22 protein-coding genes and 1 tRNA gene are annotated in these 24,402 nt (G+C 63.9%); 11 read left to right on the top strand and 12 right to left on the bottom strand.

Annotation, left to right across the window (positions count from 1 at the left end; translation table 11 throughout):
• Nucleotides 1-27: 27 nt before the first annotated feature.
• The 3 genes from GOB93_RS06540 (at nt 28) to GOB93_RS06530 (ending at nt 2,934) form a co-directional block, all read left to right on the top strand.
• Nucleotides 28-102: transfer RNA gene (locus tag GOB93_RS06540), tRNA-Met, on the top strand.
• A gap of 179 nt (nt 103-281) precedes the next feature.
• On the top strand, nt 282-1,154 hold the full coding sequence (locus GOB93_RS06535) for a glycosyltransferase family 2 protein (RefSeq protein ID WP_173582693.1): 873 nt from the start codon (nt 282-284) through the stop codon (nt 1,152-1,154).
• A gap of 208 nt (nt 1,155-1,362) precedes the next feature.
• Nucleotides 1,363-2,934 (top strand): methyl-accepting chemotaxis protein, encoded by a 1,572-nt coding sequence (locus GOB93_RS06530; protein ID WP_173582692.1) that lies wholly within the window; start codon nt 1,363-1,365, stop codon nt 2,932-2,934.
• 81 nt (nt 2,935-3,015) lie between these two features.
• Here GOB93_RS06530 and GOB93_RS06525 read toward each other — a convergent pair whose 3' ends face one another.
• Nucleotides 3,016-3,153 (bottom strand): hypothetical protein, encoded by a 138-nt coding sequence (locus GOB93_RS06525; protein ID WP_173582691.1) that lies wholly within the window; start codon nt 3,151-3,153, stop codon nt 3,016-3,018.
• A complete protein-coding gene (gene argH / locus GOB93_RS06520) occupies nt 3,150-4,598 on the bottom strand; it encodes an argininosuccinate lyase (protein ID WP_173582766.1) in 1,449 nt (482 codons plus the stop codon). The genes GOB93_RS06525 and argH overlap by 4 nt, the downstream gene beginning before the upstream one ends.
• A 69-nt stretch (nt 4,599-4,667) precedes the next feature.
• Between argH and GOB93_RS06515 the strand changes: the two genes are divergently transcribed.
• Together GOB93_RS06515 and GOB93_RS06510 are read left to right on the top strand one after the other, a co-directional pair.
• On the top strand, nt 4,668-5,192 hold the full coding sequence (locus GOB93_RS06515; protein WP_242010577.1) for a TlpA disulfide reductase family protein: 525 nt from the start codon (nt 4,668-4,670) through the stop codon (nt 5,190-5,192).
• A 40-nt stretch (nt 5,193-5,232) separates the two neighbouring features.
• Nucleotides 5,233-5,442 (top strand): TOBE domain-containing protein, encoded by a 210-nt coding sequence (locus GOB93_RS06510; protein WP_173582689.1) that lies wholly within the window; start codon nt 5,233-5,235, stop codon nt 5,440-5,442.
• Between the two features lie 224 nt (nt 5,443-5,666).
• Here GOB93_RS06510 and GOB93_RS06505 read toward each other — a convergent pair whose 3' ends face one another.
• A complete protein-coding gene (locus GOB93_RS06505; protein ID WP_173582688.1) occupies nt 5,667-5,804 on the bottom strand; it encodes a hypothetical protein in 138 nt (45 codons plus the stop codon).
• Between GOB93_RS06505 and GOB93_RS06500 the strand changes: the two genes are divergently transcribed.
• Nucleotides 5,803-6,000: a hypothetical protein gene (locus GOB93_RS06500; RefSeq protein ID WP_173582687.1), complete on the top strand. Its 198-nt coding sequence runs from the start codon at nt 5,803-5,805 to the stop codon at nt 5,998-6,000. The two genes, GOB93_RS06505 and GOB93_RS06500, sit on opposite strands and share 2 nt — an antisense overlap.
• Nucleotides 6,001-6,134: 134 nt before the next feature.
• A complete protein-coding gene (locus GOB93_RS06495; RefSeq protein ID WP_173582686.1) occupies nt 6,135-7,319 on the top strand; it encodes a PepSY domain-containing protein in 1,185 nt (394 codons plus the stop codon).
• Between the two features lie 189 nt (nt 7,320-7,508).
• On the opposite strand, the gene GOB93_RS06490 is transcribed toward GOB93_RS06495, so the two are convergent.
• A complete protein-coding gene (locus GOB93_RS06490) occupies nt 7,509-8,867 on the bottom strand; it encodes an L-serine ammonia-lyase (protein ID WP_173582685.1) in 1,359 nt (452 codons plus the stop codon).
• Nucleotides 8,868-9,091: 224 nt separating this feature from the next.
• Between GOB93_RS06490 and ileS the strand changes: the two genes are divergently transcribed.
• From ileS to GOB93_RS06475, 3 genes are read left to right on the top strand one after another with little or no spacing between them, the layout of a single operon-like run.
• Nucleotides 9,092-12,031, top strand: a complete 2,940-nt coding sequence (gene ileS, locus GOB93_RS06485; RefSeq protein WP_173582684.1) for an isoleucine--tRNA ligase — start codon at nt 9,092-9,094, stop codon at nt 12,029-12,031.
• On the top strand, nt 12,028-12,600 hold the full coding sequence (gene lspA / locus GOB93_RS06480; protein ID WP_173582683.1) for a signal peptidase II: 573 nt from the start codon (nt 12,028-12,030) through the stop codon (nt 12,598-12,600). Before ileS ends, lspA begins: the two co-directional genes overlap by 4 nt.
• Before the next feature lie 10 nt (nt 12,601-12,610).
• On the top strand, nt 12,611-13,153 hold the full coding sequence (locus tag GOB93_RS06475; protein ID WP_173582682.1) for a DUF3035 domain-containing protein: 543 nt from the start codon (nt 12,611-12,613) through the stop codon (nt 13,151-13,153).
• 224 nt (nt 13,154-13,377) lie between these two features.
• Here GOB93_RS06475 and GOB93_RS06470 read toward each other — a convergent pair whose 3' ends face one another.
• The 4 genes from GOB93_RS06470 to GOB93_RS06455 all read right to left on the bottom strand — a co-directional run bounded on the left by GOB93_RS06470 (nt 13,378) and on the right by GOB93_RS06455 (nt 16,834).
• A complete protein-coding gene (locus GOB93_RS06470) occupies nt 13,378-13,779 on the bottom strand; it encodes a VOC family protein (RefSeq protein WP_173582681.1) in 402 nt (133 codons plus the stop codon).
• Between the two features lie 108 nt (nt 13,780-13,887).
• Complete coding sequence (locus tag GOB93_RS06465; RefSeq protein ID WP_173582680.1) at nt 13,888-14,592, bottom strand: NUDIX domain-containing protein; 705 nt, start codon at nt 14,590-14,592, stop codon at nt 13,888-13,890.
• A gap of 113 nt (nt 14,593-14,705) precedes the next feature.
• On the bottom strand, nt 14,706-16,154 hold the full coding sequence (locus GOB93_RS06460) for a sensor histidine kinase (protein ID WP_173582679.1): 1,449 nt from the start codon (nt 16,152-16,154) through the stop codon (nt 14,706-14,708).
• Between the two features lie 11 nt (nt 16,155-16,165).
• Nucleotides 16,166-16,834, bottom strand: a complete 669-nt coding sequence (locus GOB93_RS06455; protein WP_173582678.1) for a response regulator — start codon at nt 16,832-16,834, stop codon at nt 16,166-16,168.
• A gap of 229 nt (nt 16,835-17,063) precedes the next feature.
• On the opposite strand from GOB93_RS06455, the gene argC reads away from it, so the two are divergent.
• A complete protein-coding gene (gene argC, locus GOB93_RS06450; RefSeq protein WP_173582677.1) occupies nt 17,064-18,041 on the top strand; it encodes an N-acetyl-gamma-glutamyl-phosphate reductase in 978 nt (325 codons plus the stop codon).
• Between the two features lie 169 nt (nt 18,042-18,210).
• Here argC and GOB93_RS06445 read toward each other — a convergent pair whose 3' ends face one another.
• From GOB93_RS06445 to GOB93_RS06430, 4 genes are all read right to left on the bottom strand, one after another.
• Nucleotides 18,211-21,270 carry an efflux RND transporter permease subunit gene (locus GOB93_RS06445; protein ID WP_173582676.1) on the bottom strand — a complete coding sequence of 1,020 codons (3,060 nt, stop codon included), beginning with the start codon at nt 21,268-21,270 and terminating at the stop codon, nt 18,211-18,213.
• Between the two features lie 11 nt (nt 21,271-21,281).
• On the bottom strand, nt 21,282-22,454 hold the full coding sequence (locus GOB93_RS06440) for an efflux RND transporter periplasmic adaptor subunit (protein WP_173582675.1): 1,173 nt from the start codon (nt 22,452-22,454) through the stop codon (nt 21,282-21,284).
• A complete protein-coding gene (locus GOB93_RS06435) occupies nt 22,451-23,845 on the bottom strand; it encodes a TolC family protein (protein ID WP_173582674.1) in 1,395 nt (464 codons plus the stop codon). The genes GOB93_RS06440 and GOB93_RS06435 overlap by 4 nt, the downstream gene beginning before the upstream one ends.
• A 214-nt stretch (nt 23,846-24,059) precedes the next feature.
• Nucleotides 24,060-24,395 (bottom strand): hypothetical protein, encoded by a 336-nt coding sequence (locus GOB93_RS06430; RefSeq protein ID WP_173582673.1) that lies wholly within the window; start codon nt 24,393-24,395, stop codon nt 24,060-24,062.
• Nucleotides 24,396-24,402 lie beyond the last annotated feature (7 nt).

Below are 24,402 nucleotides of genomic sequence, written 5' to 3'. Positions count from 1 at the left end.
GGATACCTGAACGCCCACCGGCACGATGGCGGCGTAGCTCAGCGGTAGAGCAGGGGAATCATAATCCCTTGGTCGGCGGTTCAAATCCGTCCGCCGCTACCATCTGCCGGGTTTTCTGAAAAACTGAACAGGCGGTTCTTCCGTTTCTCCGAAACGGCGGATGTTGCGGATTTGTCTTGACGTTTCCGCTGACGGTTCGTCATTTCGGGGTCATGTGGCTGACAGTCAGGCTGTCGCCCCGGGGGTGGTTCCGTCCGGTCCGCTGACATACAGATGGTGTTATGTCTGACAGTTCTTCGCTCGCCGTTGTCACCATGGCTTATAATGAAGGTGAACTGCTTCCGGTGTGGTGCCGGCATTATGCGGCGGCGGTGGGGGCTGAGCGGTGTTACGTCATCGATCATGGCAGTTCGGACGGGAGCACGGAGGCGCTCGGCGGGGTTAACCGGATACGCATTCCGCGCTCCCCGCAGGACGATACGCGACGGACCCGTTTCATATCGGAATTCTGTGCGTCCCTGCTGAACTGGTATGATGCGGTCATTCATGTGGACGTGGATGAACTGCTGGTTGCGAACCCGGACCACTTTCCGTCGCTGGCGGCTTATGCGGCTTGTGTTGAGCCTGGCGGTGTCCGGACGGCGATCGGGTTCGATGTGGTTCATGCCCTGGACGGGGAGCCGGCAATTGACTGGTCGCTTCCTGTCAGTGAACAGCGCCACTGGCTGCGGTTTTCCAGCGCCATGTGCAAGCCGGTTCTGATCCGGCGTTCCGTGGCCTGGGCTCCGGGCTTTCACTGTATCGACGAAGCGCCGGCCTTTGACGATCTGTACCTGTTCCATCTGCGTTATGCCGATCAGCCTTCCGGGCTGGCGCGTCTGGCGCGGACCCGCCGGCAGCCATGGGCGAGCGCGGAGGCGGGGCAGCATCAGCGGATGGCCGACGCGGACTGGGACGCGATGCTGCGGGGTATGTCGGGGCTGTCGCGTCGTGATGACATTGTTCTCGGGCGGGATGATGTGACGCTGGAGCACTGGCTGGGGCGTGTGATGGAGAGCACGGTCTTTCGCCGGGATGAACTTTACAGGCTGGATCTGCATATTTCCGGGGACGAGTTGTGGCGGCTGCCGTCGCGGTTCATCGGCCGGTTCTGACGGTCCGCTGCTCGCGCGGTTGTGACGGTTCGGCCGGATGGCGGCGGGGATCGGGGGTAAGGCCATGTTTTCGCGGGTGTTCCGTGGCGGGTGCGGAGAGCGCGGCGGACGGGCGCTGTCAGTTGCGTCCGGGAATTAAGACTTATTTAGCCAGTTTTCCGTAAGTCTGGGGGTCCATATCCCGCCCCAGAATGGAAAGATACTGGTCGTGAAGAACAGTGAAGCCTTCGATATCGAAGGACGGGTGCGATTTCTCGACATTGGCCCGAAGCAGCTCGATATTCTTCAAAGCACGAGCGATGACATTGCGCGGAGCCTTCCGAAGGCTCTCGATGATTTCTATGCACGAATAGAAAAAAATCCTGAATTATCGCATTTTTTTTCAAATCGCGCGCAGGCGGACCATGCGCGGTCCGAACAGGTGAAGCACTGGCATGCGATCGTCACCGAGCGTTTCCAGGAGCATTATCTCAGGCGGGTTGCGAAGATCGGCAGCACCCATGCGCGGATCGGGCTCTCCCCGCGCTGGTATATCGCCGGAAACTCTCTGCTGATTGAAGCGATTGTCGGTGATCTGATCAGGAAGTGCTGGCCGGAGGAGCGGAAGGCCAGGGCTGGCTGGCTGTTCGGGCCGCAGCAGACCGGAGAGATGTCCTGCGATGATCTCGTCACGCGTGTCGGTCTGCTCATCAAGGCGACGATGCTGGATATGGAGCTGGCCGTGACATCCGCGCTCGATACGGCGGAGCGGCAGCGGCAGGCTGAGGCGCGGGAGCAGGAGGCCGCTCTCGACATGCTGGCGAACGCTCTGGAGCAGGTGGCGGAGGGCGATCTGTCCATCAGGGTCGATGCGCAGCTCGGGGAGAAATCGCCGCGTCTGGCGACCGCGTTTGAAACGCTGATCAGCGGTCTTACGGCGATTACCCGTTCCGTCCGGGAAAACGCGGAGCGGGTGGAGACGGATGCGCGGACCATCAACCGGGAGAGCCAGAACATCGCTTCCGGGATGGCGGCTCAGGTCAGCGATCTTGAGAGCGTTTCCGATACGATCGGGAACATTGCCGAGGCCACGCGGATGATTGCCGGGCAGACGGCGGAGGTGAATGGCAGTGTCGCCGAATGTGAGGTGGAGGCGGGCCAGGGCGAAAAAATTGTGATGGATGTCACGGATGCGATCGGCAGAATTTCGGACTCATCGGGTGAGATTTCTCAGATTGTCGGTCTGATCAACGAGCTTTCGCTGCAGACCAATCTGCTTGCGCTGAATGCCGGGGTTGAGGCTGCCCGCGCCGGGGATGCCGGCAAGGGATTTGCGGTTGTGGCGCAGGAGGTGCGCAATCTCGCGGTGCGGTCCGCCGAGGCGACGAAGCGTATCAGGGCTCTGATCGACCGGGGTGCCCGCGAGGTGGAAAGCGGGGTTGAGCTGGCGAATGCGGCAGGGGTCGCGATCACCAATATCAGGACCTCGATCCGCGCTGTCGGAGAGCGGGCGGAGCAGATCGCGCAGGGTTCGGATGTTCAGGCGTCCCGTGTCGACGAGATCAGTCAGCGTGTGGCCAGGCTGGAGGATGAGACGCGCAGAAACGCGGATGCTGTGAACCAGACGGCGCAAAAGGGTCAGGGCATGGAATCGAGTTCCCTGAATCTGACCAGGCTGGTGAGCAATTTCCGGACTGATCCCTCTCCGCCTTCCTCGGCGGACGATCCGCCGGACGCCTGGCAGCATCGGGCAGAGAGTGTCCTCCATGACAGCGATGCTGAACTGTCGGCGGTCAGGTAGGCATCCCGGGAACGGGTCTGTCCCCTGCCCTCGCCTGTTCGTCTCGCATCGGGAGATCAGTCCGGAGGATCGGGCCGGGGATCAGTCCGGGGCCGGGTATGTGCGGGGGAATGTGATTTTGTTTGCCGGGCCGGGCGTGGTGGGGGAGCCTTTTTTTCCGCATGCGGCGAGTGGCAGCAGGATGGCTGAGAGTGTCAGCAGAATAACGAGACGTTTCATGCTGCCGCTCCTGTGGCGCCGGGTGCGAGTTTTTTCAGCCATGCTTCCGCCTGCTGCCGGACATTGGCGCCTGCTGTGCCGCCCTCGCTGGTGCGGGACGCGATCGAGGCTTCGACCGAGAGCACGGAGAAGACGTCGTTTGTGATTCCGGGTTCGACGGACTGCATATCGGCCAGGCTGAGTTCGGCCAGATCGGTTCCTTTTGCCTCGGCGAGGGCGACGAGGCGGCCTGTCACGTGGTGGGCGGTGCGGAACGGGAGTTTCAGCACGCGCACGAGCCAGTCCGCGAGATCGGTCGCTGTTGAAAAGCCGGAGCCGGCGAATGTTCTCATCTGCCGTTCGCTGGCTTTCAGGTCGCGGACCATGCCGTCACAGGCGGCCAGGGTGAGCGAGACGGCTTCCGTGGCCTCGAAGACCGGGACTTTGTCTTCCTGCATATCCTTGGCGTAGGCGAGCGGCAGGCCTTTCATGACGGTCAGAAGGCTGATCAGGGAGCCGGCCACGCGGCCGATTTTGGCCCGTGCCAGTTCGGCGGCGTCCGGGTTGCGTTTCTGGGGCATGATGGACGAGCCGGTTGTGAAGGCGTCCGAGAGCCGGATGAAACTGAAGGGCGCGGAACACCAGATCACGATTTCCTCCGCGAAACGTGACAGGTGCATGGCCAGGATGGACAGCGCGGAGAGATATTCCAGGGCGAAGTCGCGGTCGGACACGGCGTCCAGCGAATTGGCGGTCGGGCGGTCGAACCCGAGCGCGGCGGCTGTCATTTTCCGGTCGATCGGGAAGGAGGTTCCGGCCAGGGCGGCGGAGCCGAGGGGGCACTCGTTGAGGCGTCTGCGCGCATCGGCCAGCCGTCCCCTGTCTCGGGACAGCATTTCCACATAGGCGAGGAGGTGATGGCCGAAGGTTACGGGCTGGGCTGTCTGCAGATGGGTGAAGCCGGGCATGGCCGTGTCGGCGTATTCGAGTGCCCGCGTGGCGAGCGACAGCATCAGGGCTGCGATCTGCGCTGAAATTCCGTCGGCTGCGTCGCGCACCCAGAGGCGGAAATCGGTTGCGACCTGGTCGTTCCTGGAGCGCGCGGTATGCAGGCGTTTGCCGGCTTCCCCGATGCGTTCGCTCAGCCGGGCCTCGATATTCATGTGGATGTCTTCGAGGGCGTCATCGAAGATGAATGTGCCGGCTTCGATTTCGCGGCCGATTTCTGTCAGGCCGTTGCGGATCTTCGTTTCGTCGGTGGCGCTGATGATACCGACCTTTGCGAGCATGGCGGCATGGGCGAGCGAGCCGGCGATGTCCTGACGCCACATGGCCTTGTCGAAGCCGATCGACGCGTTGATTTCCCGCATGATCGCCGACGGGCCGCCGGCGAACCGGCCGCCCCACTGTGCATTGGCCGTCACCGCGCCCGACTTGCCCGCTTCGCTCTGCTCGTCCACACTCATCGTATGCCTCAACGTGACATCCGGTTCCGGCACACAGCCCCATCGCTGCGCCGGCGTACCGTTCTTCTGATGGCCGGCACCCTAATCGCAGCCCCTGTGACGCGCAAACCGCTTCACGCCGCGACGGCGACGGATGCTCCGGTTTCTCTGGCGGAGATTGCGGCGCATCCGCCGCTGGTTCTGCCTGCGCTGAGTTTCACGGACGCGGACGGGACCGAAAGGGATCTCGCGAGTTTTCGGGGGCAGCCTGCTGTTCTTCATTTCTGGGCGACGTGGTGCGGTCCCTGTGTCACGGAGCTGCCTGCCCTCGCTGCTCTGACGCCTGCTCTTGCGCAGGATGGAATCGCGGTTCTGCCGGTCGCGACTGATCATCTCGGTCCGGAAAAGGTGTTGCCGTTTCTGGGGCGTCTGAACCTCGGCGGCTTCCGGTCGTTCTACGATACGCGGGCGGCGGCTGTTGCGGCTCTGGAGGAGCCGGCGCTTCCTCTGACGCTGTTTCTGAACCGCGAGGCGCAGGAAGTGGCGCGGCATTCCGGTCCGGTGCGATGGGGGGAGCCGGGGGCGGAGAACAGTCTGAAGCGTTTGCTGACGTAATGTCACTGACGCGTTAGTTCATTTAACACGGAGACAGAACATGAAGCTGAGTGCCCGTAATCAGGTTAAAGGCACCATTACACGCATCGCGAAGGGCGCGACCACGTCCCATGTGAGCATCGACACCGGAGGCACTGTCCTCATGGCTTCGATCACCAATGAGGCGGTGGCGGATCTGAAGCTTGAGATTGGGAAGCAGGCCTATGCTGTGATCAAGGCGTCTGATGTGATGGTCGGGACGGACGACTGAACCGGGTTTTCCCGTATGGCTGGCGGCCGGCAGGTGGTCGTATTTGCAGCAAAAAGCCCGGCCAGTGCCGGGCTTTTTTCGGTTGTGTGCTTTGGGGAGACAGGCGTGAGGGAGTTTTCAGGGCTCTGCCCCGAACCTCGCAAAGGGACGCGGTCCCTTTGATCCCGGCGGGTTAAAATCGGGGGCAAGGAGGAACGCCCTGCCCTGTTTCCCCGGGTGCGAAATTATTTTTCAGGACGGTCGGGATCGGTCTGCGACGGCGGGTCGCTGGCGGGAAAGCTTTCGTCCAGGGATTTATCGAGAGCCTTATCCTCTTTCTTCTCAGATTTCGTCTGAGATTTGTCCTTCTGATCCGCGCTCATGGCGACACTCCTTTCAGAAAAAAACGGCGAGGAGGACGCATGGCGCGGCGAGCCGCTTTTGCTGCGTCCTTCTGACAGAACGCCGCCGGGCGCGGAAGGTTCCCTCGTTCGTCCGGCATTGTCCGGGGTTGCTGTCAGGCCGGGGCTTTCCGGCGCGTCGGGCGGATGGATGTTACGGGCGGTAACGGGGCGGTAATATGCTGGAAATCAAAGGCGAAATTGCAGCGGGGGCCGGTCCGGAAACGGATGCTGCGTTGTCGTAACGAGGCTTGCGGCGTATCTGTGGCTCCTGTAAAGGTGCGAACGTTTCGCAACAACAGGAACTGTGGCGTGCTGCGCAAAATTCATCGCTGGATCGGGCTCATTCTGGTGCTTCCGTTCGCGCTTCAGGGTCTGACCGGGACGTTGCTGATCCTGATCCCGCTGCTGATGCCGGCCCGTCCTCAGGTTGTCCCACGGGTGGCGGCCGATATGGGAGCGCCTGGTGTGGAGGCGATTATCGCGGCGGCGCGGCCGGCGGCTCCGGGGGGGATGATCCCGCTGCGGTTCGATCCGGCGCGCTGGGCCGGGGACAGCGCGGTTGTGACGTTCGGGCCGCCGGGTGAGCGGCATCCGACCTTTGAGGTTCTGATGGACCCGGGCGCGCCGGCGGTGATCCGGACGCATGTTTTTCCGGCGTTTTTCCGCTTCCTTCACAATCTGCACGCCGATCTGTTTCTGCTGCCTTACGGCCAGAACCTGACGGGGATCATGGGGCTGCTTCTCACGGGCATGGCTGTGACGGGGCTTATCCTCTGGTGGCCGCATCCGGCGCTGTGGGCATCCGGGAAGTGGCGTAAAACGATTGTCATTTCATCCCGCGCGCGGGGGCTGCGGCTGTGGCGTGAGGCGCATATCAGCATCGGGTTCTGGATGTCGGCGATGCTGCTGTTTCTTGCTGTCAGCGGCATGATTCTGGCCTTCCCATTTGGTGCCACGCTTTTTGGCGTTCATCGTGGCGGACCGGGTGGCGGGCCTGGCGGCGGCGGTCGTGGTGAGCGTCATGGTCATCACGAGGCTCAGGTGACTGAGACGGTGACGGGCGAACAGGGACTGGATGCGGCGCTGCGGACGCTGAGCGCGAAGATGCCTGAGGCGAAGCTGATGGCTGTGCGGCTGGGCGCGTCACCGTCGCAGCAGTCGCTTGAGGTTGCGCTGCCGGCTTATGGACCCAATCGTCCGGCGTCGGTGCAGTATGATGCGAAGAGCGACGTGCTGCGTCTTACGCGCGATCCGGGACAGCAGCGGACCGGCGAATGGACGTTCCAGTGGCTGCATACGCTGCATGAGGCGAAACTTGTTGCGCCTGCCGTTGTTGCGCCGGTCTGGAAGGCGGCGGTGTTCGTGACCGGAGCGGCGCTGACGTTCTTCTCCGTGTCGGGTTTTGTGATGTGGAGCCTGCGCCGGCGCGACGTTGCGCGACGCAGCGCTAGGGTGTCTGTCGCGATGTCGCGTCAGACTTCGGAGGCGGACTGACGGGGCGGCTGAGCCGGGGGAGATGTTTCAGGAGCCTGCCTGTGGAGGGGCCTTTAAATTATAAAAGTTTTTGGTGAAGCTTTTTTCAAAAAGCTTCAGAAGACGCCGCCTTTTTGAAAAAAGCCGGCACCCAAAAACTTTTGTTTTTTATCGATGGGGTGTCGCGGGGTGTTTCTGAGGCGGTGCGGGTCAGCATTCCGGAAAGTTGACGGCGAGGCCGCCGAGGGAGGTTTCCTTGTAGCGGTGATTCATATCCCGTCCGGTTTCGGCCATTGTCCGGATGACCTGATCCAGGGACACGCGGTGCTCGCCGTTGCCGTGCATGGCCAGTGATGCCGCGTTGATCGCCTTGACCGCGCCGAATGCGTTTCGCTCGATGCAGGGGATCTGGACGAGGCCGGCGACCGGGTCGCAGGTCATGCCGAGATGGTGCTCCATGGCGATTTCCGCGGCGTTTTCGATCTGCAGCGGGGTCGCGCCGAGGGCGGCGGCCAGTCCTGCGGCGGCCATCGACGATGCGACGCCTACCTCGCCCTGACAGCCGACTTCCGCACCTGAGATGGAGGCGTTCAGCTTGAACAGCCCGCCGATCGCCGCGGCCGTGAGGAGAAATTCGTGCATGCCGGCGCGGGAGGAATCGTAACAGAAGTCACGATAATATCGCAGGACGGAGGGGAGGACGCCGGCGGCTCCGTTTGTGGGGGCGGTGACGACGCGGCCGCCGGCTGCGTTTTCTTCGTTGACGGCCATGGCGAACAGGCTGACCCAGTCCATGATCTCGTGGGCGGAGCGCTGATTGCGGCGCTCACTGGCCTGCAGCCGCTCATAGAGCGCCGCTGCCCGGCGCTCCACCTTCAGCCGTCCGGGGAGCGGTCCGCGCTGCGTCAGGCCGCGTTCGATGCAGGCCATCATGATGTCGATAATACGGTCCAGGTAGGCGGTGATGTCTGTTTCTGGCCGGAGCGCGCATTCATTGGCGAGCACGACGGCCGCGATGCTGGTTCCGGTCTCCCGCGTGCGTTCGAGCAGTTCTGCGCCGCTGCTGAAATCGTACGGCATGTCGGGCAGTCTGTAGCTGGCGTGTTCCGTCGCCTGCTCCGGCACGATGAACCCGCCGCCCACCGAGCAGAACCGCTCCGTTGTCAGGACGGCTCCGTCGGCGTCCAGCGCCTGAAACTGCACTGTGTTCGGGTGAACGGGCGGCACTGTTTCGAGATCGGTGATGATGTCGGTTTCCGGGTCGAACGCAACGGAGCGGCCGGCGATGCGGATTGCTTTATTTTCGCGGACGCGGCGGACGAGACTGTCGGCCTGGTCCGGATCGACATGTTCCGGAGTCTGACCGGCCAGGCCGAGGATGACGGCCTTGTCGGTTGCGTGGCCGGTGGCCGTCCAGGCGAGGGAGCCGTACAGAGTCACGCGCACGCGGGCTGCCGCGGGGATTTTTTCCAGGCGGGAGAGGAAGCGGTGCGCGGCCCGCATGGGGCCGACCGTGTGGGAGGATGAGGGGCCGATCCCCGGTTTAAACAGATCAAAAAGACTGATCATATCGAAGACGCTTCTTTCCAGGCAGCCGGGGAACCGGGAGTGCGGAGGGACCATGGCATGATGGCTTCGGGCTCACCACCTGTTTTAGTCCGGGTGCGGAACAGAACGGAATTGCGGCGCGGGTTTCCGCTGCGTTCGTCTGGTCACGATGGCTTGACCGCATGACCTGGACCTCCGCATAACACCAGCCCGAAATTCTTTCCCAGAGGGTGGCCGAGAGCACGATGACCGGAACGGAAAACAGCAAGACCAGTGCCCCTGCAGGGCAGGAGAGCGCCGTGGCTGACGGTTATCGCGATACGGTGTTTCTGCCGAGGACGTCTTTTCCGATGCGGGGCAATCTGCCGAAGCGGGAGCCGGAGCTGCTGGCGCGCTGGGCGGCGCTGGACGCTGACGGGAAGATGAAGGACGCGGCTGAGGGCCGGCCGCTTTTTGTGCTGCATGACGGGCCGCCCTATGCGAACGGGCATCTGCATATCGGGCACGCGCTGAACAAGATTCTGAAGGATGTCATCAACCGCAGCCATCGTATGGCGGGGTATGCGGTGCATTACGTGCCGGGCTGGGACTGTCACGGGCTGCCGATCGAGTGGAAGGTTGAGGAGGAGTTCCGCAAGGCGAAGCGGGACAAGGATTCCATTCCGGTTCTGCAGTTCCGTGGCGAATGCCGGGCCTGGGCGGCGCGGTGGCTCGATGTGCAGATGGGCGAGTTTCAGCGTCTGGGTGTGCAGGGCGAGTGGTCGCAGCGTTATTCGACGATGGATTACAGCTCCGAGGCGGCCATTGCTGAGGAGATTGGGCGGTTTCTGCTGAACGGGAGTCTGTATCGCGGGCTTCGGCCGGTGATGTGGAGTCCGGTTGAGAAGACGGCGCTGGCCGAGGCGGAGATCGAGTATCACGATCACACCTCGACGACGATTTACGTGGCGTTTCCGTTCATTGAGGACCCGACGCCGGCGGGGGCGCTGGACGGGGTTTCGGCGGTGATCTGGACGACGACGCCGTGGACGATTCCGGCGAACCGGGCAATCGCGTTCAATCCGGAGATCACCTACTGCGTGGTGCGGGTGGATGAGACGTCTCCCGAGGCGCTGCTGGCGCCGGGGGCGAAGATCCTGCTGGCGGAATCGCTGACTGAGAAGGTCTGTGCTGACGCCGGGGTGCTGGCGCATCATGTTCTCTACACGATGCCGGGGTCGGCGCTGGAGGGGGCTGTTGCGGCGCATCCGCTGCGGCGTCAGGGTTTTGATTTCGATGTGCCGCTGCTGCCGGCGGAGTTTGTGACGGCGGATGCGGGCACCGGGCTGGTGCATATTGCGCCGTCGCATGGCGAGGACGATTTCGCGGTCGGGCGGGCGAACGGGATCGAGGTTCCGGAGCTGGTCGCGGATGACGGGAAGTATTTCGACCGGGTGCCGCTGTTTGGCGGGACGCATGTGTTCAAAGCGGCTGATCCGGTCTGTGAGGCGCTGGCCGCGGCGATGGAGCGCAGCATTGCCGACGATGAGGCGCCGGCCGGGCTGGTGTCGCGCGGGTCGCTCGTTCACTCCTATCCGCACTCCTGGCGATCCCGGAAGCCGGTCATTTACCGGGCGACGCCGCAATGGTTCATTGCGATGGATGACGGCAACGCCATCCGGGACAAGGCCCTGACGGCGCTGGACGATGTGACCTTCGTGCCGGAGCAGTCCCGGAATCGCCTGACCTCCATGGTTGAGGGGCGTCCGGACTGGTGTATTTCGCGGCAGCGGGCCTGGGGCGTGCCGATCGCGGTGTTCGTGCATAAGGAGACGGGCGAGGTTCTGCGCGATCCGGAGGTGATGAAGCGGATTGTGGATGCGTTCCGCGAGGAGAGCTCGGATGCGTGGTATGACAGCGATCCGGCGCGTTTCCTGGGCAATCAGTATGATGCTGCGGATTACGAGCAGGTTTTCGATGTTGTCGATGTGTGGTTCGAGAGCGGTTCGACTCATGCCTTTGTGCTGAACCGGCCGGAGCTGCGGTTCCCGGCCGATCTGTATCTGGAGGGGTCGGACCAGCATCGCGGGTGGTTCCAGGCCTCGTTGCTGGAGAGTGTGGGGACGCGCGGGGTTGCGCCGTTCCGGACGCTGGTCACAAACGGGTTTGTGCTGGATGAGGCCGGGCGGAAGATGTCCAAGTCTCTGGGCAATGTGATTGCGCCGCAGGATGTGAACGATACGCTGGGCGCGGATATTCTGCGGCTGTGGGTGATGAACTCCGACACCAGCGAGGATCTGCGGATCGGCAAGGAGATTCTCAAACAGCAGGGCGAGCTTTACCGGCGGTTGCGGAATACGCTGCGCTGGCTGCTCGGAGCGCTGGACGGGTTCACGGCTGAGGAGGCGGTTCCTTATGCGGAACTGCCGGAGCTGGAGAAGTGGGTTCTGCATCGTCTGACCGAGTTCGGGCGGCTGATTTCGGACGCGGTTGAGACGCATGAATGGGTTGGCGTCTACCCTGCCCTGCACGGGTTCTGCACGACGGATCTTTCGGCGTTCTATTTCGATGTACGCAAGGATGCGATCTACTGCGACGGGAAGGACAGTCTGAAGCGGCGTTCGGCGCGGACGGTGCTGGATATTCTGCATCGCTGTCTGACGACGTGGCTGGCGCCGGTGCTGGTCTTTACGGCGGACGATGCGTGGACGGCGCGGTTTGGCGAGGGCACGTCGGTGCATCTGGAGGCGTTTCCGGTGCTGCCGGAGGAGTGGCACGATCCGGAGCTGGCGGATCGCTGGGTGACGTTGCGGGCGGTGCGGCGCATCATCACGACGGAGATCGAGGCGGCGCGGCGTTCGGGGCAGGTCGGGTCGTCCTTGCAGGCGGCGATCGAACTGCCTGTGTTCGAGGATCAGACGGCTCTGGTGGCGGATGTGGACTGGGCTGAGCTGGCGATTGTGTCGCATGCGGAGCTGAGCGTCATTCCGGCGGAGGCGCCGAAGGTGGAAGGAACTGAAGCCGGGGCGCCGGGTGGTGTGGCGCTGCCTTGCGGGGTTCCGGTGGTGACGGTCGCTGAGGGCGGGAAGTGCGAGCGGTGCTGGCGGGTTCTGCCCGAGGTGGGCGCGAACGCGGCTTATCCGACGCTGTGCGGTCGTTGCGCGGGCGTGGTTGCGGCTCTGTCCTGTGAGCCGGCTTCGGAATGAGCCGGAAAGCGGTGTATTATCGCTCGCTGAGCTTTGGGCTGCTGAGCGCGTGTGTCGTGTTTCTGCTCGATCAGCTGTCGAAATACTGGATTTTGTTTGACTACCGGCTGCCTGAGAAGGGGTCGGTGGCGATCTTTCCGGGGCTGAATTTCACGATGGTGTGGAATCACGCCATTACCTTCGGGATGTTCGGTGGCGCGGGCGCCGCGGGGCGGGTGATCTTTTCGGCGGTGTCTCTTGCCATTGTCTCGGGGCTGCTCGTATGGATGGCGCGGACGTCGCGGATTTTCATTGCGCTTCTGATCGGGGCGATCACGGGCGGGGCGATCGGGAATGTGCTGGACCGGCTGCGCTACGGGGCGGTGGTGGATTTTATCCATGCTCACGCATTTGGCTGGTCGTGGTATGTATTCAACGTGGCCGATGCTGCGATAGTATGTAGTGTAACCGGGTTGATACTGGACAGTCTGTATCATGACCGGGGGCACGGGACCCGGGGGCATGAGGCTCAGGGGAATAAGGTTCAGGGCTCCGGGGCTGTGGTCGGGCCGGACGCCGGTGACAGATGAGGCGGAGAGAATGCGAGTGATTGTCGGATTTCGGCATGTGGTTCTTGGTGCCGGGCTCAGTGTCCTGCTCACGGGATGCTCCGGTGAGGACCTGAATCGTGCGTTCGGGCTTCAGCGCAGTGTGCCGGATGAATATACCGTGACGACCAGGGCGCCGCTTTCCATGCCCCCGACCTCCGAGCTTTCCGCTCCGCATTCGGGAGCGACGACGCCGATTGCGGAAAATGAGAGCGAGCGGATGCAGGCGCTTGAGACGCTTTCTCCTGATGTTGCGTTGCATGGCACGGCGGGTTCGGGGAGCGAGGCCCAGAACATGCTGATCACGGAGGCGTCCGAGGCGGCGGCGGAGCCGGATCAGGGCGAGCTGGGCAAGGCGGGTGAAGGCTATGTCGATGCGCTGCTGTTCTGGAAAGGCGGCGGGGCCGGCTCGGTTGTGGATGGCGATGCGGAGAACCGTCGCCTGAAATCCAATGCCGCGCTGGGGAATCCGCCGACGAAGGGGGCGACACCGACGGTCAAGGCGAAGAAGTCCAAAGTTCTCGGTATTTTCTGAGGCTGAGCGGGCCGGGTTCCGGTCCGGTGGTGTTCCGGCCCTGTGAGGCGCTTCCCGTGGGGAGCGTTTCATGGGGCTTTTTTTTATAGCCTCGCCCGGATCAGAGAGCTGATTGCGATCAGTCTCTGATAAAAGTTTCCGGGTGCCGCCTTTTTCAGAAAGGCGGCGTCTTCTGAAGCTTTTTGAAAAAAGCTTCACCAAAAACTTCTTTGTAATTTAGCGGATCAGAGGAAGCGTCCGGGGGCGCCGCGCTGGAGGACTTCGATTTTGTATCCGTCGGGGTCGGTGACGAAGAAGAACCGGCCGACCACCCTGCCCTCCCGCGACAGTTCCTTTACCGGCTGCGGGTTCAGGCCTTCGCGTTCGAAGCGGGCGTGTTCGGCTTCGATGTCATCCACGGAGACGGCGAGATGGCCGTAGCCGTCGCCCAGGTCGTAGGGGCGGTCGCGGTCGTTATTGATGGTCAGTTCGAGTTCGAAGGTCTGCTCGTCATTGACGAGATAGATCAGGATGAAGGTGTCGAATGCGATGCGGTCGGCGATTTTCAGGCCGAACGCCTTTTCATAGAACGCCAGCGACGCCTGTTCGTCACGGACGCGGATCATGGAATGAATCATCTTCGCCATGGGGTTTTCCTTTCTGCTGCCAGTTTTTGTTGTCTGTTTCGGCTGCCGGTGAGCATTTAACGGGCCTGGCGGGGCGAGGCTACGGGGCGGACCTTTATGGACAGCTTATCAGCGGCTTTCAGGCGTCCGCTGCCGGTAAAGGAACCAGCTCAGGAGGCAATGCGCGTTCGGTGTGTGTTGCGGCAGGTCCTCCAGCGGGACGACCAGAACGGTCGTGTGCTCATGTTCGCCGGAAAGGCCCCGTTTTCTGCCTGACAGACGGTTCATGTCCGCGCGCGTCAGGGTGATGTCGACGGCGTAGAGCGTCATTTCCTCGTCGCTTCCGCCTGGGGACAGGAGAACCGGGGTGTCTTTCAGTTTCCAGGGGGCGCTCCTGGTATGCTGAAGATCGATACCCGTTTCTTCCTGCAGTTCATGCAGCGCGGCGGTGTCGACTGTTCCGTTATCGACCATGCCGGCGGGCATGGCTGTGACCATGCGTCCGGCCGGAAGCCGGGCTTCGCTGACCAGAACGACGTATTTTTCGGCCGGGGTTTCGCGCACGGTGATGACGGGCATGATGGAGACGGTCGGGCCTCTCAGCACGGCGAAACCAGGCATCTGCGCGCCGTCATGGCAGGCGTCCGCTTCGACGACGATGAAGCCGACACGGGAGCCGAACATCAGGACATCCCGGATGAGGACCGAGCGCAGGTCGAAATCCGTGCCGGTTTTTTCCAGCCAGCTCTGAAAATGGCGGGCTTGCAGGGTCTTTTCGTGAAGGTCGCATGGGACTGAGGAGGCGAAGGTGACGGGCGGTCTATGCCGGGTCATGATCCATATCCGGTTGTGTGTTCGCACTATCGCAGGACGCGGGGGATCTGTCCCGTCTGTGCCGGTGTCATGACGCGGTTATGAGCACATCGGGCCGTCCGGGCTCTGTGTGGTTATGCCGGATGCGGCTGGTCCCTGCCCTTCTCCGTGCCGTAATCTGGTTTTGCCGGGGTGGCGTCTGTCCGGACGGTTTCGCCGGCGGCGGTCGGGCCGGGTGGAAATCCGACGATCACCTGGACGCCGCGCGATGTTCCGGGAACGGGAGAATGAAAGGTCATTTTCGCGCCCGACTGCTGAGCGATTCCGGTGACGATTGCGAGGCCGAGACCGCTTCCCTCGCTGTCGGTTTCGCCGCGCACGAAGGGTTCCCGGAGGCGTGTCAGGAGGGACGGGTCGATTGCCGGGCAGTCGTTTTCGATCAGGATTTCGGAGCCTCTTCGCAGCACGATCCGGACGGGCGATCCGGGCGGGCTGTGGCTGAGGGCGTTTTCGAGCAGATTGCGGAGCAGGATTCCGACGGCGTCGACGTCGCCGCGGACCGGCCCGGGGCTGGTTCCCTCTTCCGTGAAGATGAGCCGGCTGCTCTGATTCATTTCGTCGGAGAGAAGCCGGATGAGGGACCGGAGGCTGACGGCCTGTCCCTGGAGGGCGACGCCGGACGCGGCCCGCGACAGTTGCAGGAGCTTTTCTGTTGTGCGCGCGATGCGGCGCGCCTGGCGGACGATGGTGTCGGCGCTTTCAAAGTCGCTTGTTTCGATCAGTCTGGCGCGCAGAAGCTGGGCCTGCGCCATGAGCGAGGCGATGGGGTTGCGCAGTTCATGGGCGGCGTTGGCGGCGAATGCGCGTTCGGTGGCCAGCGCCATGGTCAGGCGTTCAAGCAGCGAGTTGACGGCGGTGTGAATCGTGAGGAGTTCCGGCGGCAGGTCGAGCGGTGGGACCGGGGAGAGATTGCTTCCGCTCCGGGTGCGGATTTCGGTCTGCAACTGTTCCATCGACCGCAGCGAGCGGCGGACGATCCAGTTCACGAGGAGCCAGATGACCGGCAGAAAGATGAGGGTGGGCAGGACGGAGATCAGGACGGCGCGCTGGACGGCTTCCTGACGGTGGAAGACTGGTTCGCCGACGAGGATGACGTGGCGGCCTGACTGGGAGGGTGTGACGTAGACCCGGAAATCCTGCCGGTCGTAAAAGCCGGCGGTCAGCGGAACGTCGAAAAGGTGGTCCGGCGCGTTCTGCGAGCGCAGGCCCAGATGGCCGTCACGGGTGGCGATCTGGTAGGCGAGCGTGCGGCGGTCGACATGCGGCAGCCGGGCGACGATGGCGGCTTCCTGGCCGGAGGCGTCGCCCGGCTGGCCGCTTCCCTGTTGCCCGCTTCCCTGCCGTTCTATGTCGGAGACGACGAATTCCAGCCGCTCGGCGACTTCCTGCAATGAATTGTCGAGACGTTCCGTCACCTCGAACCGGGTGAACGACGCCAGCAGCAGGCTGAGGACGGTCAGGGCGCCGACCACGACGACCAGGACGCTCGCGACAATGCGTGAGGCGAGGCTCCAGGACTTCATGCGCGGGATTTTCAAGGATCGGCTGCCGCTGACAGGGAGTATCCGCGTCCGCGCACCGTCCGGATGACGCCGGGGCCGATCTTTTTCCGCACGCGGCTGATGAAGACCTCGATGGCGTTGCTGCCGATTGTCTCGCCCATGCCGTAGAGCGCGTCCTCGATCCGCTCGCGGGAGCAGACGGCGCCTGGCCTGCGGGCGAGCAGTTCGACGACGGCCCATTCCCGCGCTGTCAGGTCGGCTTCCTGGCCGGCGCAGATGACGCGGCGGCGGGTCAGGTCGATTTCCGTCCCGCCCCGGCGAATGATATTTTCCGGCAGCGCGAGATAGCGCCGCGCGACCGCGTCGATCCGGGCGATCAGTTCGTCCAGGTCGTAGGGTTTGACGATGTAATCGTCGGCGCCGTCCGAGAGGCCGGCGATCCGGTCGCTGATCTGATCGAGCGCTGTTGTGATCAGCACGGCGACCGGGGACGGTGTGGCGCGGATTTCGCGCAGCAGGGTCCTGCCGTTTCCGTCGCGCAGGCCCAGATCCAGCAGTACGAAATCGTAGGCGGATGTGGCGAGCGCGGCCCGGGCGTCGCTCAGTGTGGTGAACCAGTCCACTGCGTGTCCTGCCTGACGGACCCGCTCGGCGACGGCGGCTCCGAGTACTTTTTCGTCCTCGACGACCAGAATTTTCATGAGCCGGAATTCACTAAGTCAGTTTTTGGCAGGATGATTATACAGTTTGCAGACACGGCTGCTATGCGGGGGATAGCCGAATGTCTTGTGACAGAATGGTTATTTAAGGACCAGACATTAAATCAAACCCTATGGGTAGCCTCTCCAAAGAGGCGGAACCTGACTTGTCCGCGAGCTGAATGGCCCCCTAAATGCCCCTGTTTGCTCACTCAAGCGGCGGGACAGCACCATGGGGATTCGCGTTGGCATTGTCGGAATTAGCGGCTTCGGCGGAGGCGAGGCGCTGCGGCTGATTGCGAGCCACCCATCGTTTGATCTGGTCTATGCTGCTGGCGAGGGCAGCGCGGGCAGCCGCCTGGTGGACCGCTTCCCCGGTGTGCCGTCCACGCTGGCAGAACTGGTAATCCAGGAGTGGAACCCCGCAACCCTGCCGCAGCTCGATGTCCTGTTCGCCTCTCTTCCCACAGGCATCTCGGCTGAAGCGCTTTCATGCGTCCCCAAGGACATGAAGATCGTCGATATTGGCGGCGATCACCGCTATGTCGATGGCTGGGCTTATGGTTTGGCCGATGTTTGGCCGCAGCAGATTGCTGACCAGGTGCGCGTTGCAAACCCCGGCTGCTTCCCGGCAGCGACGCTCAACGCGCTGGCTCCATTGCTTGCCGACAAGCTGATCGAGCCGGGCAACATCGTGATCGATGTTAAGACAGGGATCTCCGGCGCAGGCAGAGGTGGCGCAAACAGCCAGTTTAGTTATGCGGACACCAACGAGAACCTGCAGCCTTACGGCCTGCTGAAACATGTCCACATGCCTGAAATCGCGAAAACCATTGAAAAGCTAAGCGGGGGAAGTGCGGCAGGGCTCGTCTTCACGCCGCATCTGGTGCCGATGACCCGGGGCGTTCTGGCCACCATCTATTGTCGTGGCGGGGCGACAACGGACCAGTGCTTTGCTTCGGCTCGGCGCTTTTATGCCAAACGGCCATTCATCCGGGTGACGGAGAGGCCACCCCAGACCAAATGGGCCACCGGCTCGAACCTTGCCTTCCTGAGCTATGCAGCCGATCCGGAGCGGAATTTGGTCATCGCGATGAGCGTCATCGATAATCTTGGAAAGGGAGCGGCCGGTCAGGCAGTCCAAAATGCGAACCTGATTTGCGGCCTGCCGGAAACTGCCGGGCTGGATGGCGCTCCTGTTTGGCCTTGAGGTCTCACCATCAGGCCGCTGCGAAATGTCCGGTTAGAGTGGCGGCCTCACCGGACCTGTGAGTGGCTTGGAAGAAGGCGGTAGCAGCCGTATTTGCAAACGGTATAGCCCCCATCTTAACAGGCCGGGATCAAAGGAATTGTGTCCCTTCATGAGGCCGGTGGGTGCGTCATGTGCGCTTTTCGCCGGACAGGCGGGCGTAGAATGTGGGCAGGAGCAGCAGGGTCAGGAGGGTTGAGGAGACCAGGCCGCCGATGACGACGCTGGCCAGTGGTCGTTCGACTTCGGCGCCGGCGCTGGCGGAGAAGGCCATGGGGAAGAAGCCGAGTGTTGCGACTGAGGCGGTGGCGATGACGGGGCGGAAGCGGGAGCGGGCGGCGGCAAAGGCGGCTTCCGCGGCGTCCATGCCGCCACGGTGGTACAGGCTGGTCTGACTCAGCAGCACGACGCCGTTCAGGATGGCGACGCCGAACAGGGCGATAAATCCGATGCCGGCGGCGATGCTGAACGGCAGGCCTCGGATGAAGAGCATGAACACGCCGCCGGTCGCGGCGGCGGGGAGGTTGACGAAGACGAGCGCGGCGGCTCTGGCGGAGCCGAGCGCGATCACGAGGAGGCCGAAGATCAGGCCGAGCGCGACCGGGACGACGATTTCGAGCCGGGCCATCGCGGATTGCAGGTTGCGGAACTGGCCGGCCCAGACGGTGCGGTAGCCGTGCGGGATCGCCACGGCGCGGGTGACGGCTTTCTGCGCGTCGGCGACGAAGGAGCTGACATCGCGGCCGCGGACATTGGCCTGGACCGTGATGCGTCGCCGCAGCGCGTCCCGGTCGATGCGTGGCGGGCCGTCTATGCTGGCGATCGTTGCGACCTGGGACAGCAGCACCCAGCCGCGTCCGTCCATTCTGCGGATCTGGAGGTGTCCGATACGATCCGGGGACGAGACTGACGCCGGATCGAGACGGACTTCGGTCGGGATGATGGCGTTGTCCACGATGACCGGCCGGCCGATATGGCCGCCCACGGCCTCGATCTCCGCCAGGATCGACGGCACGGCCACGCCGAGGCGGGCGGCGGCGTCGCGGTTAATGTCGATGCGGAGAAAGGGCATGGTTCCGTCGCCCTGGACCTGGACGTCGGCGGCTCCGGGGACGCCGCGCAGCACGCTGGCGGTTTTTGTGGCCAGACGGGAAAGTTCCGTCAGATCGTCGCCATAGATCGACACGGCGAGCTGCGTGCGCACGCCTGAGAGCAGATCGTCCATCCGCATCTGGATCGGCTGGGACCATGAGTAATCGGCGTCGGGCAGTTCGCTGGTCAGGGCCGCGTTCATTGCTTTGACCAGAGCTGCCTGGCTGGATGCGGTGCGCCATTCGCTCCGGGGTTTCAGCAGAATGAAGCTGTCGGTTTCGTAGGTCCCCATGGGGTCGGTCGGGATGGCGGCGGTGCCTGTGTTGCTGACGATGGTGGCGACTTCCGGAAAGCGGCGGATGATCCGTTCTTCCTGTGTTACGTCTTTCAGGACCGTGTCCAGGGAGGCGGCGGGCAGACGCACGGATGTCGCCACCAGCGAGCCTTCCTCGAGCTGGGGCACGAACTCGCCGCCCAGACGGCTGGCGAGGATGCCGGCGACGAGGACGGTTATGGCCATGACGATCGCCAGACGCGTGCTGTGCGGGCGGCTCCATTCCAGCGCCCGTTCGTAATATCGCCGGAGGAAGCGGACCGGCCGGGTTTCCCGGTCTGGCGGGCTGCGGCGGAGCAGCAGCGCGGCGACAAGCGGCACGCCGACAAATCCGTAAGCCAGCGAGGCCAGCAGCGCCATGATGACGGTCTGGGCCATCGGGCGGAACATCCTGCCTTCGACGCCCTGCAGGGTGAGGATGGGCAGGTAGACCATGATGATGACGGCGATGGCGAATGTGACGGGCCGTGCGACGGTGCGCACGGTTGCGGAGGCGAGCATCTGCAGCGAGTGGGGATCGCGGTTGTCTTTGCGCTCCGTCATCAGATGTTCGACGATCACGAGCGAGCTGTCGACGATCATGCCGAAATCGATGGCGCCGAGGCTCAGGAGATTGGCCGATACGCCGAACAGTCTCATGCCGGCCATCGCCGCGACGAGGGAGACGGGGATGACGCTCACGATGGCCAGCGCGGCTCGCCAGTCGCCCAGGACGACCACCAGCACGAGCAGCACCAGGGCGGCGCCGATGAGCAGGTTTTCCCTGATTGTTGCGACGGTCTCGTCGGTCAGTGTCGAGCGGCTGTAGAACGGGTCGAGGGTGATTCCGGCCGGGAGCGCCTGACGGATTGCGGGGAGTGCCGCGCGGATGCCGGCGAGGGTGGCGTTTGAGCTTGCGCCGATCTGCATCAGCACGGCGCCGTTGACGATCTCGCCTTTTCCGTCCCGCGTGACGGCGCCGAGCCGCATCCGTGCGGCCCGTGAGACGGTTCCGAGGTCGCGCAGGCGCACGACGTGGCCGTCCTGGCCGAATTTCACCGGAACGGCGCCGAATTCGTCGAGCGTTTCGACCAGCGCCCGGCCGACGACGACCTGGCTTTCGGCCTGATGGGTGATCCACCCGCCGCCGGAGGCTGCGTTGTTGTCGGTGATCGCGCGGTCGATTTCCTCGATTGTGACGTCATAGGCGCGCAGACGGGCGGGGTTGAGGGAGATCCGGAAGGTTTCCTCGGCGCCGCCATTGACGTTGACGTCGGCGACTCCCGGCACGAGGCGGAGCATGGGGGCGACGGTCCATGTCATGAGGCGGTTCAGGGCCGTGGGGGAGTATCCCGGTCCTCTGATCTCCATCTGCATGATTTCGCCCATTCCGGTCGCGCGCGGTCCCATCAGGACTGTGGCATCCGGAACGGAGATGGCCGCCCGGGCGGCCGGCAGCCGCTCGGCCACGCGGGTCCGGTCGAGATCGATGTCGGTGCTGTCGGCGAACTGCATATAGATGGCCGAGATGCCGGTTCGCGAGACGGAGCGCAGATCGAGCGTGCCGGGTATTCCGGCCAGAGCGGCCTCGAGGGGCAATGTGATGAGTTTCTCGACTTCCTCCGTCGCCAGTCCTGGTGTGGAAACCGAGATCATTACCTGCTTCGGTGAAATATCGGGCACCGGCTCCACCGGCAGGCCCGGGATGAGGGTGATTCCGACGATCATCAGGGCAAGGATGAGGGCGAGGACGACGAACCGGTTCTGGCGGATTGTCTCGAGCATATGGCGCGCGGTCAGTTCTGGTCGCTGTCGGCCATCAGGGCGATGGATTTCAGGGCGAAGCTGCCGTCCGTGACCACGTGATCGCCGGGGGCGACCGCGCCCTGCACGATTGCGGCGTCATCGGTTTGCAGGAGGATCTTCACGGTGCGGGGCACGAAGGTTTCCGGGCCTGTCCGGACAAAGATGACGTCCTGACTGCCCATATGTCCGAGGGCGGCGGCGGGAACGCGGAGGCCTTCCGCTTCCCGTGTGGTATCGAGTGTGGCGTCCAGCATCGTGCCCAGGCGCAGGATGGCCGGATCGGACTCAGTGCCGGAGTTTGCGACGCCGATGACGTGGATGAGGCCGGTCGCCGGGTTTGCGATGGCGTCGATGGTTGTAATCCTGGTCACGACCGGGGCGCTTTCCGTATCTCCGGACCGTCGCAGGCGCATCAGGTTGCCGACGGCGATCCGCGACGCGTCTTCGGGGGGGATATCGGCGACGACCCAGACCGAGGACAGATCGACGACTTCGAGGACCACGGTCTGCGGCCCGATATCGGTTGCGATACCGGCTGTGACTGACCGGACCACGCCGTCCACGGGCGAGATCAGCGCCGAATCTTCCTCATGTTCGACCCGCTCCGTCGGGGAGTTGAACTCCTCCTGCAGACGATGGGTGATCATTCCGATATCGGCCTCGCGCGCGAGCACGGTCTCTCCGGCCTGCGAGGCGACGGCCTGCCGGCGCCGGACCTCGCCGGTGGAGAGCGCGCCGCCGGACAGGACGCGTCCGCGCTGCAGGGCCAGACGCGCATCCGCCTGTGCGGCCTGAGCGGCGCTGAGGCCGGCGCGGGCCTGCTGTTCCTGCATAGCCAGGATATGGAGGGAGTGATCGACATAGGTCATCAGGGTCTGGTTGCGCCGCACCATCTGGCCTGGCGTGACCAGCACGCTCAGGACCTTGCCTTCTCCGGCCGGGCGGATGGCGACCGACCGGGCGGTATCGACATCCACGCGGGCCATGGCGGAGAGCGTTTCGCGCAGGCGGCCTGTCTGCGCCGTGACGGTCCGGACATTTTCGTTGGCCTGAGCGGTGGCGCTCATATGGATGCTGTCCGGCAGGGCCGCGCGGGCGGAGCCGATGGCCAGGAACGTTGCGGGGAGCAGCCAGGCCAGGCGCATCGGTCCGCTGTTTCTCATGGTGTGGCTCCGCTGGAGATGAGCAGCCGGATCACCGCGCTGTGCCAGGCGATGCCGGCGGCGTCGCGGGCCTGGCAGGCGGTGAGTGCGGCCTGGCGCGCGCGGAGAAGTTCCGGGACGGCTGTTTCTCCGATCTGCCAGGCGCGCATCAGCTGGTGCTCGCGGTCGGACTGGGACGCGCACTGCATCCGCGCATCGTTCAGGACGGTGACGGATGTCCTGAGGCGATTGAGCGTGTGGGTATATTCGTCGGTCACGATCCGGCGCGCCTGGAGGAGATCGCGTTCCGCGTTGGCCTGCACGCGGACTTTCTGCATGAGCTGTGGCGTGTACTGGGCTTCGCTGGGAAGCTGCACGGTCATCTGGACGCCGACGGATGTGTCCCACAGCGCTTCGTACTGCTTCTGGCGGATGACCTGGATGCCGGCTGTGGGCTGGGGCATCCAGGAACGGCGCGTGACTTCGAGGGACGCGCCGGCGGCTTTTTCGACTGCATCGGCGTAAAGAACCCGTGGGTCGCGCGCAGCCGCGAGTTCCGCCTGGGGTCTGCCTGCCCGGGCGAGATCGCGGCCGTCGATGCTTTCGAGATCGGGCAGTGTTTCCACTCCGGTCATTCTGACGAGATCAGCGCGCAGTCCGGCGATCCGCTCTTCGGATTCGGCGCGCCTCTGGCTGACATCGTTGAAGAAGCCCAGAACCGCGTCGTGATCGGCGCGTCCTTCCTCTCCGGCGGCGAGGGCGCGGGTGGACTGGGACAGCATGTCGTTCGCGGCCTGCTGTTCAGCGTCCAGGGTTGCGAGCTGATACTGCTCGTTCGCGGCGCGGGTTGCGATGTCGAGGAGCTGCATGGCGAGGGCCATGCGTTCCATTGTGAGATTGGCGCGGGCGACGTCCATGTCGGCGAGGGCGTTGCGTTCGGTCGCGGTTCCCTGTCCCGGCAGCCAGAAAGGGACGGAGAGCTGTCCCTGATAGGTGGTGTAGCCCTGGTTGCTGCCGATGAAGTGGTCATCGAGATACTGGGCGTTGATGATGGCGCCGGCCGGGAACCAGGCGCGGGCGGCCTCAGCTTCGGAGGCGGCGGATTTTTCGGCGACGTGGATGGCCTGCCGTGCGGGATCGCGGGTCCATGCGGCGCGGACGGCGTCGTGGAACGACCAGGAGGCGGCGCTGGCGGCTGTCGGGCAGATCAGCGTGGCGGACAGCAGGAGGAGGCGGAGTCCGTGTGCGATACGGTGGCGCTGCGGTGACACGGGCTGCGCTGTCTGGCCGATGGACGGGGCCTGACCAGTGGATGGGGTCTGGCGGGCGGATGCGGAGAGGCGGCGGGCCGGCATGTCGGGAGCGGATCTGTGGCGCCGGAAAAGTGCTGCTCCCTGTCTGATTCGTTTCATTATCGTCAACTGCTGCCCTGACTTACTGACGCCGGACCGGGGTAGCAGATTTAGCTTACAGCACCCTGAACGGCGGAACGGAGCATGGGAGATGTCCGCTCTCCTTCTGTGGCGGCCCTTCTGTGGCGGCGGCGGAAGTGAGGCGGGGCCGGGTGTGGTCTGCCTGAATTTCGGCTGCCCGAACTGATTGAGTGCAGTTCAGGACGGGTGAAATTCAGCGCTTATTGTCGTCGGGCAGGCCCATCCATCGGGGGTGCCTGTGTTCGACCCAGGACAGGGCGTGGTTGCAGGCTCGTCTCAGCGGCGGGATGTCCTCCGCGAGCAGGAGCAGGCCGAGAGGGAGCATCCACAGGCCCAGGACGGGCAGGAAGGAGAAAATTCCGCCGATTGTCAGGGCGGCTCCGGCGGGGATGCGGGCGAGGCGGGAGCCGGGGCGGCGGAGCAAGCGGATTGTGGCGGGGGCTCTGGTGCCGGGCAGGCGGCGGATGAGGAGTTCGATCCGTCGCTCGCGTTCGGCCTCGCGGATTTCGGGGGTTTCGGCTGAGGTCATTCCGGCA

This window comes from Acetobacter musti (assembly GCF_011516835.1).
In the GTDB taxonomy this organism is placed as follows: Bacteria; Pseudomonadota; Alphaproteobacteria; order Acetobacterales; family Acetobacteraceae; genus Acetobacter; species Acetobacter musti.
This window is presented reverse-complemented; position numbering and strand designations above follow the sequence as displayed.

Excerpts from the sequence above, each read along its gene's own strand:
- GOB93_RS06535 (WP_173582693.1), top strand. The coding sequence starts at position 282 with ATGTCTGACAGTTCTTCGCTCGCCGTTGTCACCATGGCTTATAATGAA.
- GOB93_RS06525 (WP_173582691.1), bottom strand. The coding sequence starts at position 3,153 with ATGAAACGTCTCGTTATTCTGCTGACACTCTCAGCCATCCTGCTGCCA.
- argH (WP_173582766.1), bottom strand. The coding sequence starts at position 4,598 with ATGAGTGTGGACGAGCAGAGCGAAGCGGGCAAGTCGGGCGCGGTGACG.
- GOB93_RS06515 (WP_242010577.1), top strand. The coding sequence starts at position 4,668 with ATGGCCGGCACCCTAATCGCAGCCCCTGTGACGCGCAAACCGCTTCAC.
- GOB93_RS06510 (WP_173582689.1), top strand. The coding sequence starts at position 5,233 with ATGAAGCTGAGTGCCCGTAATCAGGTTAAAGGCACCATTACACGCATC.
- GOB93_RS06500 (WP_173582687.1), top strand. The coding sequence starts at position 5,803 with ATGGCGACACTCCTTTCAGAAAAAAACGGCGAGGAGGACGCATGGCGC.
- GOB93_RS06505 (WP_173582688.1), bottom strand. The coding sequence starts at position 5,804 with ATGAGCGCGGATCAGAAGGACAAATCTCAGACGAAATCTGAGAAGAAA.
- GOB93_RS06490 (WP_173582685.1), bottom strand. The coding sequence starts at position 8,867 with ATGATCAGTCTTTTTGATCTGTTTAAACCGGGGATCGGCCCCTCATCC.
- ileS (WP_173582684.1), top strand. The coding sequence starts at position 9,092 with ATGACCGGAACGGAAAACAGCAAGACCAGTGCCCCTGCAGGGCAGGAG.
- lspA (WP_173582683.1), top strand. The coding sequence starts at position 12,028 with ATGAGCCGGAAAGCGGTGTATTATCGCTCGCTGAGCTTTGGGCTGCTG.
- GOB93_RS06475 (WP_173582682.1), top strand. The coding sequence starts at position 12,611 with ATGCGAGTGATTGTCGGATTTCGGCATGTGGTTCTTGGTGCCGGGCTC.
- GOB93_RS06470 (WP_173582681.1), bottom strand. The coding sequence starts at position 13,779 with ATGGCGAAGATGATTCATTCCATGATCCGCGTCCGTGACGAACAGGCG.
- GOB93_RS06465 (WP_173582680.1), bottom strand. The coding sequence starts at position 14,592 with ATGACCCGGCATAGACCGCCCGTCACCTTCGCCTCCTCAGTCCCATGC.
- GOB93_RS06460 (WP_173582679.1), bottom strand. The coding sequence starts at position 16,154 with ATGAAGTCCTGGAGCCTCGCCTCACGCATTGTCGCGAGCGTCCTGGTC.
- GOB93_RS06455 (WP_173582678.1), bottom strand. The coding sequence starts at position 16,834 with ATGAAAATTCTGGTCGTCGAGGACGAAAAAGTACTCGGAGCCGCCGTC.
- argC (WP_173582677.1), top strand. The coding sequence starts at position 17,064 with ATGGGGATTCGCGTTGGCATTGTCGGAATTAGCGGCTTCGGCGGAGGC.
- GOB93_RS06445 (WP_173582676.1), bottom strand. The coding sequence starts at position 21,270 with ATGCTCGAGACAATCCGCCAGAACCGGTTCGTCGTCCTCGCCCTCATC.
- GOB93_RS06440 (WP_173582675.1), bottom strand. The coding sequence starts at position 22,454 with ATGAGAAACAGCGGACCGATGCGCCTGGCCTGGCTGCTCCCCGCAACG.
- GOB93_RS06435 (WP_173582674.1), bottom strand. The coding sequence starts at position 23,845 with ATGAAACGAATCAGACAGGGAGCAGCACTTTTCCGGCGCCACAGATCC.
- GOB93_RS06430 (WP_173582673.1), bottom strand. The coding sequence starts at position 24,395 with ATGACCTCAGCCGAAACCCCCGAAATCCGCGAGGCCGAACGCGAGCGA.